The organism is Luteimonas sp. MJ250 (assembly GCF_039548455.1).
Classification (GTDB): Bacteria; Pseudomonadota; Gammaproteobacteria; order Xanthomonadales; family Xanthomonadaceae; genus Luteimonas.
In genome coordinates this window covers 51,614-66,913 of record NZ_JBCLVB010000004.1, presented here as the reverse complement: position 1 = coordinate 66,913, position 15,300 = coordinate 51,614, and the positions used below count along the sequence as shown (strand labels likewise).

At 73.2% G+C, this 15,300-nt stretch carries 13 protein-coding genes; 10 read left to right on the top strand and 3 right to left on the bottom strand.

Translation table 11 applies throughout. The features are described 5' to 3' along the window. The first annotated feature begins 116 nt into the window (after positions 1 to 116). The 7 genes from gspK to WCE37_RS02080 all read left to right on the top strand — a co-directional run bounded on the left by gspK (position 117) and on the right by WCE37_RS02080 (position 6,429). Complete coding sequence (gspK, locus tag WCE37_RS02110) at positions 117 to 1,064, top strand: type II secretion system minor pseudopilin GspK (RefSeq protein WP_343277927.1); 948 nt, start codon at positions 117 to 119, stop codon at positions 1,062 to 1,064. Then, complete coding sequence (gene gspL, locus WCE37_RS02105) at positions 1,061 to 2,167, top strand: type II secretion system protein GspL (RefSeq protein WP_343277923.1); 1,107 nt, start codon at positions 1,061 to 1,063, stop codon at positions 2,165 to 2,167. Before gspK ends, gspL begins: the two co-directional genes overlap by 4 nt. Then, a complete protein-coding gene (gspM, locus tag WCE37_RS02100; protein WP_343277922.1) occupies positions 2,164 to 2,649 on the top strand; it encodes a type II secretion system protein GspM in 486 nt (161 codons plus the stop codon). Before gspL ends, gspM begins: the two co-directional genes overlap by 4 nt. Then, a complete protein-coding gene (gspN, locus tag WCE37_RS02095) occupies positions 2,646 to 3,359 on the top strand; it encodes a type II secretion system protein N (protein WP_343277921.1) in 714 nt (237 codons plus the stop codon). The genes gspM and gspN overlap by 4 nt, the downstream gene beginning before the upstream one ends. Positions 3,360 to 3,490: 131 nt before the next feature. Next, entirely contained in the window at positions 3,491 to 4,633 is a 1,143-nt protein-coding gene (locus WCE37_RS02090; RefSeq protein ID WP_343277920.1) for a porin, read from the top strand. A 115-nt stretch (positions 4,634 to 4,748) separates the two neighbouring features. Next, positions 4,749 to 5,900: a glycosyltransferase family 1 protein gene (locus WCE37_RS02085; protein WP_343277919.1), complete on the top strand. Its 1,152-nt coding sequence runs from the start codon at positions 4,749 to 4,751 to the stop codon at positions 5,898 to 5,900. Continuing rightward, complete coding sequence (locus WCE37_RS02080; protein WP_343277918.1) at positions 5,878 to 6,429, top strand: phosphatase PAP2 family protein; 552 nt, start codon at positions 5,878 to 5,880, stop codon at positions 6,427 to 6,429. Before WCE37_RS02085 ends, WCE37_RS02080 begins: the two co-directional genes overlap by 23 nt. A gap of 12 nt (positions 6,430 to 6,441) precedes the next feature. Here WCE37_RS02080 and creD read toward each other — a convergent pair whose 3' ends face one another. The 3 genes from creD to creB all read right to left on the bottom strand — a co-directional run bounded on the left by creD (position 6,442) and on the right by creB (position 10,120). After that, the gene (gene creD, locus WCE37_RS02075; protein WP_343277917.1) at positions 6,442 to 7,785 is read right to left on the bottom strand and encodes a cell envelope integrity protein CreD; all 1,344 of its coding nucleotides are present in this window, start codon (positions 7,783 to 7,785) and stop codon (positions 6,442 to 6,444) included. A 152-nt stretch (positions 7,786 to 7,937) separates the two neighbouring features. Next, positions 7,938 to 9,365 (bottom strand): two-component system sensor histidine kinase CreC, encoded by a 1,428-nt coding sequence (gene creC, locus WCE37_RS02070; protein WP_343277916.1) that lies wholly within the window; start codon positions 9,363 to 9,365, stop codon positions 7,938 to 7,940. Positions 9,366 to 9,370: 5 nt separating this feature from the next. Next, positions 9,371 to 10,120: a two-component system response regulator CreB gene (gene creB, locus WCE37_RS02065; RefSeq protein WP_343277915.1), complete on the bottom strand. Its 750-nt coding sequence runs from the start codon at positions 10,118 to 10,120 to the stop codon at positions 9,371 to 9,373. A gap of 41 nt (positions 10,121 to 10,161) precedes the next feature. Here creB and rlmJ point away from each other — a divergent pair, with 41 nt between their 5' ends. The 3 genes from rlmJ to mfd all read left to right on the top strand — a co-directional run bounded on the left by rlmJ (position 10,162) and on the right by mfd (position 15,268). Continuing rightward, on the top strand, positions 10,162 to 11,019 hold the full coding sequence (gene rlmJ / locus WCE37_RS02060) for a 23S rRNA (adenine(2030)-N(6))-methyltransferase RlmJ (RefSeq protein WP_343253604.1): 858 nt from the start codon (positions 10,162 to 10,164) through the stop codon (positions 11,017 to 11,019). Between the two features lie 97 nt (positions 11,020 to 11,116). Then, complete coding sequence (locus tag WCE37_RS02055) at positions 11,117 to 11,692, top strand: GNAT family N-acetyltransferase (RefSeq protein ID WP_343253606.1); 576 nt, start codon at positions 11,117 to 11,119, stop codon at positions 11,690 to 11,692. A gap of 60 nt (positions 11,693 to 11,752) precedes the next feature. Then, positions 11,753 to 15,268, top strand: coding sequence for a transcription-repair coupling factor (gene mfd / locus WCE37_RS02050; protein ID WP_343277914.1), 3,516 nt, complete (start codon positions 11,753 to 11,755; stop codon positions 15,266 to 15,268). The last annotated feature ends 32 nt before the right edge of the window (positions 15,269 to 15,300 follow it).

Genomic DNA, 15,300 nt, shown 5'->3' with positions numbered 1-15,300 from the left:
CCCCCCCCCCCCCCCCCCCCCCCCCCCCCCCCCCCCCCCCCCCCCCCCCCCCCCCCCCCCCCCCCCCCCCCCCCCCCCCCCCCCCCCCCCCCCCCCCCCCCCCCCCCGGCGCCGCGCTGCTCACGGTGCTGCTGCTGGTGGCGGTGATGACCGTGCTGCTGGTGGCGGTGCTGGACGACATCCGCTTCGGCCTTCGCCGCACCGGCAACGCACAGGCGCTGGTCCAGGCGCAGTGGTACGCGCTGGGCAGCGAGGCGCTGGCGCGCACGCGCATCGCGCAGCTCGATGCCGGCGACCGGCGCACTACGCTGGCCGGCAACTGGAACGGCCGGCCCTTCGTCTTCCCGATCGATGGCGGCACGATGCGCGTGCGCATCGAGGACGGCACCGCCTGCTTCAATCTCAACAGCGTGGTCGAAGGCGTGCCCGGGCAATGGTCGCGGCGCGAGGCGGGCGTGCACCAGTACCTCGCGCTGCTGCGCGCGCTGGAGTTCGATCCCGCGCAGGCAGCCACCCTGGCTGACGCCCTGGTGGACTGGATCGACAGCGACCAGCTGCCTGGACCCGCGGGAGCGGAGGACGCGGCCTATGCCACGCGCCACCCGGGCGACCGTACCGCGGGCGCGCTGCTGGCCGAAGCCAGCGAGCTGCGCGCGATCGCCGGCCACGACGCCGCGGCCTATGCGCGCCTGCGCCCCCACGTCTGCGCGCTGCCCGACAGCACGTTGGCACCGGTGAACGTCAACACCCTGGAAGAGGAGGACGCCGTGGTGCTGGCGATGCTCAGCGACAACGCCCTCGACATCGCCGCCGCGCGGCGCCTGATCGCCACACGCCCGGCCGGTGGCTGGCTCGACGTGACCGCGTTCGCGACCCGGCCTCCAGTGCTTGCGGCGCGGCTGTCCAACCCCGTGCTGGAGCAGCTTCGCGTGCGCACCCGCTACTTCAATCTCCGGACAGAAGTGGAATACGACGGCGCCGAGGTGGTCCTGAGCGCGCTGCTCGACGCCGGCTCCGATGGCCCCGCGCGCCTGGTGGCGCGCCGATGGACACACGACGAATGAACACCCGCATCCTGTTCCTGCCTGCCGATCGCGGCGCATCGGCCACCTGCCTGGACCTGGCCGGCGATGGCCGCGTGCTGTCGCGGGCCGAGCTGTCGCCAGGGACCGTGGCGCCGGCCTCGGCCGCCGCAACACGCACCGTGCTGGTAGTGCCCGGCGAAGCCGTGCGCATCGACCACATCGCACTGAAGGCGCACTCCGCGGCCCAGGCACGCGCGGCGGCGCAGGCGATGCTCGCCGAGCGACTGGCGCGCCCTGCCTCGCTGCACGTGGCCCTCGACGCCGGCGCCGCGAGTGACGCCCGCACCGTCGCATCCGTGGAGCCCGCGGCGCTGCACGAGTGGCTGGCGCGCGCGGCGGATTTCGGCCTGCGTCCCGACGCCGCGGTCCCGGAACAGCTGCTGCTTCCGGCGCAATCCGACGACGCGCAAGCGGTGCACGTGCTGGACGCAGGCGAGCGCTGGCTGGTGCGTGGCCCGGGCCTGGCCTTCTGCGCCACCCCGGCGCTCGCGGTCCAGGTGCTGGCGGGACGCGAGCAGCTGCCGCTCCACGGAGGCCTGGAGGCCTGTGCGGCGCGCGCGCTGCATCCGGACGTCGATCTTCTGCAGGGCGCGTTCGCGCCTGCATCGGCGCAGCCAGGCAAGCCGCGGTGGCGGCGGCTTGCCTGGCTTGCCGCCGCCCTGGTCGCGTCACCCCTGGTCCTGGTGGCGGCGCAGGCGCTGCGCCTGGAGCTGGCCGCTCACGCGCTTGAATCGCGCGCCGGGGCCCTGGTGCGCGACGCCCTGCCCGGCAACGCCGGTGGCGACGGCGTCGGCGCCGACGCGCTCGCGCGCCAGCTCAGGGCCGCGCGCGAGCCGCGCGCCTTCACGGCCGCGAGCGGCGCCCTGTTCGCCGCCGTCGCCGGCCGCGCCGGCACCCACCTGGTCGAGCTCGACTATCTGCGCGGTGACCGCCTGCGCGCAGTCGTGTTCCACGCCGTGGCCGACGATATCGAGGCCATCCGCGGCGCGCTGGCCGCGGACGGGTGGACGCTGGTGGAGGGCGGCAGCAGTGATGTACCCGGCGGCCTGCATACCGGCCTGGTCCTGGAGCCCTCGCCATGACCATCGCCGCCCGGATCCTGAGCTGGTGGCGCGGCCGCGAGCCGCGCGAGCGCGCGATGCTGGCGGTGATGGCCGCGCTGATCGCGGCCTTTGCCTGGTGGTACGGCCTGCTGTGGCCACTGCGGGCGATGCGCGAAGGCGCCGAAGCCCGCCACGCAAGCGCGGTCGCCGACCTGCACCAGGTCGAGGCCGAAGTCGCGGTGCTGGCCGGTTCCGGAGGCCCGTCGCCACCTGTGGGCGGCGACGCCCTGCAGCGGCGGATCCTCGACAGCGTGCGCGAGGCAGGCCTCAGCCCGAGCCGCCGGCGCAGCGCCGCCGACGGCGCCTTCGTGCTCGATTTCGAACGCGTGGCCGCGCCTGCGCTGCATGGCTGGCTGGGCCAGTTGGCCGGGCGCGATGGCATCGCCCCCTCGGCGCTCCACGTCGAGCGCGCCGACGGCGGCCTGCGCGCCGAAGTGGGCTTCGGCGGGGCGGCGCCGTGAGCGGCCGTCGCCTGGCGGCATGGTTTGCCGGCGCCTTCGCGGTCGCCCTGCTGCTGGCGGTGCCGCTGCAGCTGCTGCTGCCGCGCCTGCCGCTGCCCCCGGGGCTGACGGCGGTGGACGCCGGTGGCAGCCTGTGGCGCGGCGAACTGCGCGAGCTGCGCTGGAACGGCGCGGCGTTCGGCGACGTGCGCACGCGCTTGGCGCCGCTGCCCCTGCTGACCGGCCGCCAGCGCCTGTGGCTGCACCTGCCGGAGGCGCGGCTGGCGCTCAACTGCGGGCGCCTGCGCGGCATCGACGGCGGCAACGGCCTGCTGCCCCTGCCGGCGCCGCCGGGGCTGGGCCTGCGGGCATCGCTCGAGGATGTACGCCTGCTGTTCGACGGCGAAGCCTGCCGCGAGGCCGGCGGCCGCGTACGGATCGAGGCGACGCTGCCCGGAACCGGTTCCGGAGGGCAGGCGCCCTCTCCGATGCTGCTGAGCGGCAGTCCGGCCTGCGAAGGCCGCACCGGTTCGCTCACGCTGCTCCCGGAGGCTACCGGCGGCCCCCTGCAACTCGAGGCGACCCTCGCCATCGAAGCCGACGGACGCTACACCCTGCAGACGCTGGCCCGGAGCGACGAGCCCGCGCTGCGCCTGGCGCTGCAGGCCGCCGGCTTCCAGGAGGCCCCGGGCGGCCTGAGCCGCGTGGACACGGGCCGACTGGGCGGCTGAGCGGCCTGGCCGCTGGGCGGTTGTCTCCGGGTGCGACCGGCCCCGCCGACGCCACACGCTGCGTTCCAGGGCTGCTCACGGCACGCGCGCTAAACTCCGCCGCGCTCCCATGACCGGATCATGACGTCCCGATGAAACTCCTGCTGTTGCCGATCGCTTTGACCGCCGCCTGCTGCCTTCCCGCCCACGCCGAGATCCCGCTGGGCACCGTCGCCGGCTCCGACGTCGCCTTCGAAGGCATGTTCCAGGTCGACGGCTACTGGTTCGACAACGACCTGATGGACCTCGACGGACGCGACGACGGCCGCGACCGCGCCACCGGCGTGCGCCGCTTCGAACTGGTGCTCAAGGGCAGCGGCCCCGGCAACCTGTCCTGGGTGCTGGGCTACGACGTCGAGGGCGAGAACTACCTCGACAACAACCTGTCCTTGCGCTTCGGCGGCGACGAGGGCCCCAGCCATACCCTGCTGCTCGGCCAGTCCAAGCAGCTCAACGGCCTGGAAGAGCTGTCCTCGGCCAGGAACAACGACTTCATCGCCAAGTCGGCCGCCACCGGCACCTTCGCCACCGGCCGCCGCCTGGGCGCAAGCTGGAGCTACGACGCCGGTGGCCACGGCGCCACGCTGGGCTGGTTCGGACGCAACCTCGACCATGACGCGCACGGCGCGGGCTACGGCCTTCGCACCTGGTGGGCGCCGATCCGCGACGACGGCCAGGTCCTGCATCTCGGCCTGAGCCATGTCGACCGCGATACCGACAGCGACCAGCTGCGGCTGCGCGCGCGCCCCAACGCCGACTTCGCCCAACGCCTGGTCGACAGCGGTCCGATGGCCGACGTCGACCGCCTGGCGACCACCGGACTCGAGGCGCTGTGGATCCGCGGCCCGCTGAAGCTGCAGGGCGAGTACTTCCTCGCCCGCGGCGACCGCATCGACGCCTCCGGTTACGACACCAGCGGCGGCTACGCCAGCGCGGTGTGGACGCCGGGCGGCAGCACCTGGGACTACCGGGGCGGCCTGCCGCGCACGCAGGTGGGCGAGAACGGGCTCTGGCAGCTCGGGCTTCGCTACGACCAGCTCGACCTCGACGACGGCGCCGTCCGCGGCGGCCGCATGGAGGCCTGGACCGTGGGCGTCAACTGGTACTGGCGCAGCAACGCCAAGCTGGCGCTGAACTACGTCGACGTGGCCAGCCGCCGGACCGACGCCGCCAGCGGCGCCGTGGTCAGCGACGATCCGTCGATTGTCGAAGCGCGGATGCAGCTGCACTGGTAGGCGCCATTCGCACGCAGGTCCCGGACAGGCAGCGAACCGGGTCACACGGCGGTCACATTGCTGCAACAGGGGCGACACCGCCAGGCGCCAGGCTTCGGTCAAACCGGAGCCCCGCATGCACTACGCCATCGTCACCGAGACCTATCCGCCGGAAGTCAACGGCGTAGCGCTCACCGTGCAGGAGCTGGAGCGCGGTCTGCGCGCCCGCGGCCACGAGGTCGAGGTGGTGCGCCCGCGGCAGCATCGCGGTGAGGCCGGGGCCACCGGCCACGTCCTGGCCCGCGGCGTCCGGGTGCCGTTCTATGCCGGCCTGCGCGTCGGCCTGCCGTCGGTCGCGAAGCTTCGCCGCCGCTGGCGCCGGCAGCGGCCCGACGTGGTGTACATCGCCACCGAGGGTCCGCTGGGCTGGTCGGCGATGCGCGCGGCCAGGGCGCTCGGCATCCCGGTGGCCTCGGGCTTCCACACCCGCTTCGACCACTACATGCGCGACTACGGCGCGGCGTTCATGCAGCCGGTCGCGCTGGCCTGGATGCGGCGCTTCCACAACGGCTCCGCCGCCACCCTGGTGCCGACCATGGAGCTGTGCGCCGGGCTTGGCCGCCTGGATTTCGACCACGTGGTGCACCTGCCGCGCGCGGTCGATACCCGGCGCTTCGACCCGGCGCACCGGGACGGCGCGCTGCGCGCCCGCTGGGGCCTGGGGCCGGACGACCTCGCCGTGGCCTACGTCGGCCGCGTGGCCGCGGAAAAGAACCTCGACCTCGCGGTCCGTGCCTTCCGCAGGCTGCAGGAGCTGCGGCCGGACGCACGTTTCGTCTGGGTGGGCGAAGGCCCGGAGCTGGCGCGGATCCGCGAGGCCAACCCGGACTTCATCTACTGCGGACTGCAGCGCGGCGACGAGCTTGCCCGCCACTTCGCCAGCGCCGACCTGTTCCTGTTCCCGAGCCTGTCCGAGACCTTCGGCAACGTCACCATCGAAGCCATGGCCAGCGGCGTGGCGACCGTCGCCTTCCGCTACGGCGCCGCCGCCGAACACCTGCGCCACGGCCTCCACGGCGCAGCGATCGAGCCGCACGACGAAGCCGGCTTCATCGATGCCGCCTGCCGCCTTTCGCTGGAAGACGGCTCGCGCCGCGACATGGGCCACGGCGCGCGCCTGGCCGTGCAGCCGCTGCGGCCGGCGCAGGTCGCCGCCGATTTCGACGCCATCCTGCGGGGGATCGCCCGCGACCCGAGCCACGCCGATGCCCACCCTGCCCTCGCCTGACCGCCGGATCACGGCCGACAGCTTCCTCTGCCTGCGCACCAACGGCTGGTGCGCGCGCGGCGGCGTGCTGCGCGTCTTTTCCGCGCTCAGCCGTGCCGGCGACGGAGCGGCCTGGTACCTGCTGATGACGGCGATGGTGCTGGTGGACGGCCTCGATGGCCTGCGCGCCTCGGCGCACATGGCCGCCACCGGCGCCATCGCGCTGCTGCTCTACAAGATGCTCAAGCGCTGGACTCGGCGGCCGCGGCCCTTTGCCGCCGACGTCCGCATCCGCGCCTGGATCGCGCCCCTGGACGAGTTCAGCTTCCCCTCCGGCCATACCCTGCACGCGGTCTCGTTCACCATCGTCGCCCTGGCCTATTACCCGCAGCTGGCCTGGCTGCTGCTGCCCTTCACCGCGATGATCGCCCTGTCGCGCGTGGTGCTGGGCCTGCACTGGCCCAGCGACGTGCTCGCCGCCACCGTGATCGGCTCGCTGCTCGGCGGCGGCGCGCTGTGGCTGGGCTCGCACGTGCCGGGCCTGTCCTGAGGGTCCAGTCACTCAGCGACCCGCCGAGGGCAGCGCCGCGCCCACGCGGTACCAGTCGATCCTGCGGGTCAGGATCATGATCGCCGCCAGCACCACGAACAGCAGGCCGGCGCCGAGCACCAGCGCATTGTCCTCGGACACCAGCAGGCCATAGAGCGCCGCGTAGAGCGTGGCCAGCATCGCCGCGAAGCCGGCGCCGCGCAGCGCACCGCCCAGCACCGCCGCGAGGTAGAAGCCGATCAGCCCGATGCACGCCGTCGCCGCCGCCAGGTAGGCGAGTCCGAACGGGATGTGTTCGCCCAGGCTGACCAGCAGCAGGAAGAAGATCGCGATCGCCAGGCCCACCAGTCCGTACTGGATCGGGTGGATCGGCTGCTGGCGGATCAGCTCGAACATGAAAAAGGCCACGAAGGTCAGCAGCACGAACAGCACGCCGTACTTCGTCGCCCGCTCGGCCTGCAGGTAGCCGTTCACCGGGTCGACCAGGGTGATGCCGGCGGCGTCGGGGTCCGGGCTCCACCGCAGCGACGGACCGGCGTCGCCCAATGACGCGTGCCGGCGATAGCGGCGCTGGGCGTCGGTGGCGAGCGAGGCCACCTTCCACTGCGCGCTGAAGCCGGCGCCGTCGCGGTCGTGCACCGGCGACAGCCCTTCGAAGCGCGGATGCGGCCAGTCCGAGCGCAGGCGCAGGTCGTTGTCACGCGCCAGCGGCATCATCGCAAAGGACTCAGTGCCGCGCAGTTCAAGCTCCAGCCGAGTGTCGAAGGCGAGCCTTTCGCCGGCTGCCGGCGCCGGCAGCCGCGCATGCACGCCGGGGCCGTCCTCGTGGCCGATGCCCTGCGCCAGCGGCAGCGCCCGGCCCGCGAGCTGCATGCGCGGCAGTTCGCGCAGGCCGCGCACGTCGGCGATGCCGAAGGCCAGCCACGGTTCGCCGATGCTGCGCTCGGCGCCCTCGGGCCCGTCATCGGGAACGCGTGCGTCGAAGCGCGCCTGCACCGTGCCCTGCCACTGGTAGACCCGGACCTCGTGCAGGCCGCGCCTGCGGGTCTCGGGCACCAGCTCGCCGTCCACCACCAGGGTGTCGGGGAAGAAGGTCCAGTGCCGCGTGCGCCGCCGCAGCGAGGTGCGCATGACGCCGGCGGCGTCGGCCACCTGCTCGCGCACGTTCTCGGTATAGGGCACCACCAGGACCGGGCCCGAGACCACCTGGCGCCCGCCAAAGCTGGCCGCGATGCTCGCCACCGCCTCCGCGCGCCGCGACTGGCGCTCCTCGACCACGCCACCCACCATCGCCAGCGGCACCAGGATCGCGAGCGTCATCGCCGCCACCATCAGGATCTTCAACCACAGTCTCATGTCCAGTCCTCCCGGGAAATGCGAGCAGCCTGGCGGGGCCGCGTGTGTGGAGCGCGGCGTGGCGGTGAGGCGAGTGTGAAGCGGCGGCAGCCCGCGGGCCGGGCCAGGTGCAAAGCGCGGTGATGCCAGGCGCCGGCACAGGAACCCGGTGATCAGCCAGCGGGCAGTTCGATGCCGGCAAGCGCCCCGCCGCCATCGCGATTGCGCAGCCATGCCCGGCCACCATGCAGCTTGGCGACCTCGGCGACGAAGGTCAGGCCGATGCCGCTGCTGCGGCCGGCGTCGCCGGGGCGCGACAGCGAATAGAAGCGCTCGAAGACCTGGTCAAGCGCATAGTCGGGCACGCCGGGACCGTCGTCGGAAACTTCCAGCGCCACGCCGCCGTTGCGCGCGCGCAGCGTCACCGACACCCTGCCGCCGCGCGGCGAGAACGCGATCGCGTTGTCGACCAGGTTCTCCAGCGCCTGGCGCAGCAGGAACGCGTCGCCCACCGGTGACGGCAGCGGTTGATCGGCCTCGAGTCCCAGCGCGACGTCATCGGCCCGCAGCCGGGGCGCGACCGCTTCAGCGACATCGCGCGCGATCGACGCCAGGTCCACCGGCGCCGGATCCTCGATGCGCTGGCGGTGCTCCACCGCGGCCAGCGCCAGCAGCTTGTCGATCATCGCGGCCATGCGTTCGCTCTGCGCGCCGATGTTGGCGGCGAAGCGCCGGCGGTCGGCTTCGGGCAGCGCTGATTCAAGCAGCTCGGCCGAGCCGCGGATCGCCGCCAGCGGCGACTTCAGCTCGTGGGTGAGCGTGTGCACATAGCGTTCGACGTAGCCGCGGTCTTCCAGGCGTTCGCGCATGGTCTGCAGCGCGCGCCCGAGGTCGGCGAACTCCCCCGCCGAGCGCGGCAGCACCGCGCGCCGGCCGGCGGTGACCGCGTCGGCATAGCCGCGCAGACCACCGAGCTGGCGCGAGAGCCACCAGGCCGCGGACAGGCCCACCAGCAGCGCGCTGCCCAGCAGCACCAGGCCCCAGCGCAGGATCACCGCTTCGCTGCGCGCGATGAACGGCGCCATCGCGCGGTTGGGCTTGGACACGGTGAGCACGCCGGCGATGCGCGCGCCGTCGCGGATCGGCGCGGCGACGTGCATCACCGAGCTGCTGTCGTCCTCCGGGTCGCTGCGCGTGGAGCGCGCGCCATAGCGGCCGCGCAGCGTCCGGTGGACATCGTTCCAGCGCGAGTAGTCGGCGCCCAGATCGCGGCCGGCGGAGTCGAACACCACGATGCCGCGGTCGTCGGTCACCGTCACCCGGTAGGTCACTTCGCGCTTCTCGAAGCCCCAGATGCCGGCGCCGATGTCGCGCCCTGCCAGCGCCCGGATGCGGGTCGCGAAGCGGCCGTCATCGATGCGCCCGGACAGCAGGTCGTCGGTGGCGAGCTCGGCCAGCACGTTGGCGGTATCCACCAGCGTGTCCTCCATCGCCTGGCGGACGCCGGGCTTCACTTCGCGCAGGAACACCTGGCCCAGCAGCAGCGCCGCCAGCGCCACGATCAGGAAATAGCCCAGCAGGATGCGCAGGCCGATGCGCACCGGCCTCAGTCCACGTCCAGCGAATAGCCGATGCCGCGGTGCGTGCGCACCGGGTCGGCGCCTGCGTCGACCGCGCGCACCTTGCCGCGCAGCGTCTTGACGTGGGTATCGACGGTGCGTTCGCCGCTGTCGAGGGCGTCTTCCCAGGCGCGATCGAGCAGCTGCGCGCGGCTGAGGATGGCCCCGGGGCGACGCAGCAGTTCGGCAAGCAGGGCGTATTCGTAGCGGGTCAGGTCCAGCAGTACGCCGTCGAAACGGACCCGGCGCGCGGCAGCGTCGTGTTCGAAGCGGCCGTGCCTGAGGGGAGCGCAGTCCGCGGGCGCGGATCCGGCACGGACGCCAGGCTCGCCCGCTGCGGCCGGATGCCGGCGCAGCCGCGCGCGCACGCGCGCCGCCAGCTCGCGCAGGGAGAACGGCTTGGCGATGTAGTCGTCCGCGCCCAGCTCCAGCCCCAGCACCCGGTCCACCTCGTCGCCGCGCGCGCTCAGGAACACCACCGGCACCGCGCTGAAGGCGCGCAGCTGCCGGCAGACCTCGAAGCCGCCGATGTCCGGCAGGCCGACGTCGAGCAGCACCAGGTCGACGCCGCCGGCACGCACCCGCGCGGCGACGCCGCCGCCCAGCAGCAGGTGCTCGACCACATGGCCCTCCGCGCGCAGGGCGTAGAGCACGGCCTCCGCGATCGCCGGATCGTCCTCGACCAGCAGCAGGGTGGATGGGGGCGGCGGCGCGTGCGCGGGCATGGCGCGCAGCATACCGGGGCCGCGAGCCGGCGCAGGACCGGTATCCTTCGCCGATGAACTACCGCCACGCCTTCCACGCCGGCAACCACGCCGACGTCCTCAAGCACGTCGTCCTGCTGGCCCTGTGCGATGCACTGGTGGCCAAGCCGGCGCCGCTGTTCGCTCTCGACACCCACGCCGGCCGCGGCCTTTACCACCTGGCCGGCGCCAGCGCCAAGCGCACCGGCGAGGCCGATGATGGCATCGCCCGACTGTTCGCCGAAACGCCGAAGGATCCGCTGCTGCGCCGCTACCTGGACGCCGTCCGCGCCTGCCGCAAGGAGCACGGCGCCGACGCCTATCCGGGCTCGCCGTGGCTGCTCGCGCACGCGCTGCGCGCCGACGACCGCATCGTCTGCTGCGAGCTGCAGCCGGAAGAATCCAAGGTCCTGGACGCCACCTTCGCCGACGACCGCCGCGTGCGCGTGCAGCGTGGCGACGGCTATGCCGCCATGCGCGCCCTGCTGCCGCCGCGCGACGGCGAGACCCGCATCGGCCGCGGCCTGGTGCTGGTCGACCCGCCCTACGAAAGCCAGCTGGCCGAGTTCGACGACTCCCTGGCCGCGATCCGCGAGGGCCTGCGGCGCTTCCCGCAGGGCGTGTTCGCGCTCTGGTACCCGATCAAGCTGCGGCGCACGCTTGGGCCGTTCCAGCGTCGCGCCGCCGACCTGCCGGCGAAATCCGTGCTCTTGGCCGAGCTGATGGTGCGCCCGGACGACTCGCCGCTGCGGATGAACGGCAGCGGCCTGCTGGTGGTCAATCCGCCGTGGCAGTTCGACGCGGCGCTGAAGCCGGCGCTGACCGGCCTGGCCGCGGCCCTGGGCGAACGCGGCGCAAGCTCGCGCCTGCACTGGCTGCGCAGCCCGCCCTGAGGTCGCCGCCCGGGGGCCAGCGGAATGTGATCGCCGCCTGGCCACCGCCGCGGGATGTAGAGGCGGGCTTCACTTCGACCGTGACAGCATCCAGCACATGGTCGCCAGAAACCGCCTTCCGCCGTGGCACGAGGAGATCCGCCTCGGCAACGGCCGTGATGTCCTGATCCGCCCCATCCGCTCCGAGGATGCCCCCGTGCTCCGCGCCGGCTTCGAACTCATGGAGCCCGAGGAACTCGGCCGCCACCTGCTGGCCGGCGCCGACGCCATGGGCACCGACCAGGCCGTGCGCCTCGCCCAGCCCGATGCCCGCAACGCCTTCACCCTGGTCGTGGCCGAGCCGCTGCCGCCGGGCGAGGCCATGCTCTCCGGCCTGGCCCACGCCGCCGTGGTCCCGGGCACGCGCGAGGCGCGGTTCGCGATCCTCGTCGGGCGCAACGTCGCCGGCATGGGACTGGGCCGCCACCTCATGCGTCGGGTCGCGCGCTGGGCCCGCGGCAAGCGGCTCGACGCCGTGCACGGCGACGTGCTCGAGGACAACGGCCCGCTGCTGGACCTGGCGCGCTCCATGGGCTTCGAGCTTGTCGATGGCGCCGACCCCGGCTTCGTGCGCGTGCGCCTGCCCCTGGCCGCAACCACGCCCGTCGCCGGCGTCGACGGGGCCGCGGGTTAAACTGCGCGCCCTCGCACCGGCTGCACCATGCTGCCGGCGCCGCCGCTTTTACGCGCGTTGATGACCGACAAGACTCCCCCAGGCAGCCCCGCTCCCCTTCCGCTTCCCGTTCCCCCGCTGCCCGGTCCCGGGCGCCCGCGGGCGTGGTGGCGCGCGCCGGCCTCGCGCTCGGCGCTGGCCTGGTTCGTGGCGGCCGCCGCGCGTGCCCACGACGGCGTGCTGCTGGCGGTGGCGCGCGACAACCACGCGGCGACCCAGATCGAGGCCGACCTGCAGACGCTCCTCGGCGCCGACCCCGCGCTGCCGGTGCTGGGCTTCCCCGACTGGGAGACCCTGCCCTACGACCGTTTCAGCCCGCACCCCGAGATCGTCTCGCAGCGCCTGGCCACCCTGCGCCGCCTGCCGACGATGAAGCGCGGCGTGCTGGTGGTGCCGGTGCAGACGCTGATGCAGCGCCTGCCGCCGCTGTCCTACGTCATCGGCAACAGCTTCGACCTGCGCGTGGGCCAGCGCCTGGACCTCGACGCCGAGAAGCGCCGCCTGCACGCCGCCGGCTACCGCAACGTGCCGCAGGTCTACGATCCCGGCGATTTCGCCGTGCGCGGCGCCCTGCTCGACGTCTATCCGATGGGCGAAGCGGCGCCGTTCCGGGTCGAGCTGCTCGACGACGAGATCGACACCATCCGCGTGTTCGACCCCGAGAGCCAGCGCTCGCTGGACAAGGTCCAGGCGATCCAGCTGATGCCCGGCCGCGAGGTCCCGCTGGACGAGGCCTCGCGCGAGCGGGCGCTGGACGCGCTGCGCGAACGCTTCGACATCGATACCCGGCGCAGCGCGCTGTTCCAGGACCTCAAGGCCGGTGCCGCACCGGCGGGCATCGAGTACTACCTGCCGCTGTTCTTCCCCGACGGCGCCACCGCGACCCTGTTCGACTACCTCGGCGAGGATGCCCTGCCGCTGGTTGACGAGGGCGCCCCTGCTGCGGCCGACCACTTCTGGGCCCAGGCCGGGCAGCGCCACGAGCAGCGCCGCCACGATGTCGAACACCCGGTGCTGCCGCCGGGCGCGCTGTGGCTGGCGCCGGACGAGCTGCGCGCGCGCTTCAACGACGCGCCGCGGATCGAGCTTGCTGGCGCCGACCACCCGCGCCATGCGGAGGCCGCGCGCCTGGGCGAGCAGCCGGCACCGGAACTTCCGGTGGCCGCCCGCCACGACGCCGCCGCCGCGCCGCTGAAGGATTTCCTCGGCAGCTATCCGGGCCGCGTGCTGGTCTCGGCCGACAGTGCCGGCCGCCGCGAGGCGCTGCTTGAAGTGTTGGACGCCGCCGCGCTGCGGCCGCAGGTGCTGCCCGACTTCCGCAGCTTCGCCACCGGCGATGCGCGCTTCGCGATCGCGGTGGCGCCGCTGGAGGATGGCTTCGCCCTTGATGGCGACGCGGCGGCCGGCAGCGAGCCGATGGTGGTGCTCACCGAACGCCAGCTGTTCCCCGAGCGCGCCGCGCAGCCCCGTCGGCGCAAGCGCGTCGGGCGCGAGCCCGAGGCGATCATCCGCGACCTCGGCGAGCTGTCCGACGGTTCGCCGATCGTGCACGAGGACCACGGCGTCGGCCGCTATCGCGGGCTGGTGACGCTGGAGGCCGGCGGCATGCCGGCCGAATACCTCGAAATCGAATACGCCAAGGGCGACCGCCTTTACGTGCCGGTCGCGCAGCTGCACCTGATCAGCCGTTACTCCGGCGCCTCGCCGGAGACCGCGCCGCTGCATTCGCTGGGTGGCGAGCAGTGGACCAAGGCCAAGCGCAAGGCCGCCGAAAAGGTGCGCGACGTGGCAGCCGAGCTGCTGGAAATCCAGGCCAAACGCCAGGCCCGCGCCGGACTCGCGATCGACGTCGACCGCGGCATGTACGAACCCTTCGCGGCGACCTTCCCGTTCGAGGAAACGCCCGACCAGCACGCCGCCATCGAGGCCGTGCTGCGCGACCTGCAGTCCTCGCAGCCGATGGACCGCGTGGTCTGCGGCGACGTCGGCTTCGGCAAGACCGAGGTCGCGGTGCGCGCGGCTTTCGCCACCGCCGCCGCCGGCAAGCAGGTCGCGGTGCTGGTGCCGACCACGCTGCTGGCCGAGCAGCACTACCGCAACTTCGCCGACCGCTTCGCCGACTGGCCGATCCGGGTGGAAGTGCTGTCGCGCTTCAAGAGCACCAAGGAGATCAAGGCCGAGCTGGAGAAGGTCGCCGAGGGCACGATCGACGTCATCGTCGGCACCCACCGCCTGCTGCAGAAGGACGTGCGCTTCAAGGACCTCGGGCTCGTGATCGTGGACGAGGAGCAGCGCTTCGGCGTGCGCCAGAAGGAGGCGCTGAAGGCGCTGCGCGCCAACGTCCACCTGCTCACGCTCACCGCAACGCCAATCCCGCGCACGCTCAACATGGCCATGGCCGGGCTGCGCGACCTGTCGATCATCGCCACCGCGCCGACCAACCGGCTGGCAGTGCAGACATTCGTCGTGCCCTGGGACGACGCCCTGCTGCGCGAGGCCTTCGACCGCGAGCTCGCGCGCGGTGGCCAGCTGTTCTTCCTGCACAACGACGTCGAGAGCATCGGCCGCATGCAGCGCCAGCTGCAGGAGCTGGTGCCCGAAGCGCGCATCGGCGTGGCCCACGGCCAGATGCCCGAGCGCGAGCTCGAGCGGGTGATGCTCGACTTCCAGAAGCAGCGCTTCAACGTGCTGCTGGCCTCGACCATCATCGAGTCCGGCATCGACATCCCCAACGCCAACACCATCATCATCAACCGCGCCGACAAGTTCGGCCTGGCGCAGCTGCACCAGCTGCGCGGCCGCGTCGGCCGTTCGCACCACCGCGCGTACGCCTACCTGGTGATCCCGGACAAGCGTTCGATCACCGCCGACGCACGCAAGCGCCTGGACGTGATCGCATCGATGGACGAGCTGGGCGCCGGCTTCACGCTGGCCACCCACGACCTCGAGATCCGCGGCGCCGGCGAGCTCCTGGGCGAGGACCAGAGCGGGCAGATGGCCGAGGTCGGCTTCAGCCTCTACACCGAGCTGCTGGAGCGCGCGGTGCGCAGCATCAAGCGCGGCGAGCTGCCCGACGTCGACGGCACCGCCGCGCGCGGCGCCGAGGTCGAGCTGCACACGCCGGCCCTGATCCCCGACGATTACCTGCCCGACGTGCATGCCAGGCTGACGCTGTACAAGCGCATCAGCTCGGCCCGCGACGCCGAGGGACTGCGCGAACTGCAGGTGGAGATGATCGACCGCTTCGGCCTGCTGCCCGACCCGGTGAAGTACCTGTTCGCGATCGCCGAGCTGAAGCAGCGGGCAAGCGAGCTGGGCATCCGCAAGATCGACATCGGCGCCAGCGGCGGGCGGGTGCAGTTCGTCGAGAAGCCGTCGATCGACCCGATGGCGATCATCAACCTGGTCCAGGGCCAGCCGAAAAGCTACCGCATGGACGGCCCCGACAAGCTCCGCCTCACCCTGGAACTGCCGACGCCCGAGGAGCGCCTCCAGGCCGCCCGCGGCCTGCTGTCCGTCCTTGCCCCCGGCCCCTGACGACATCTCCCGGTGGGAGCGGCCATAGCCGC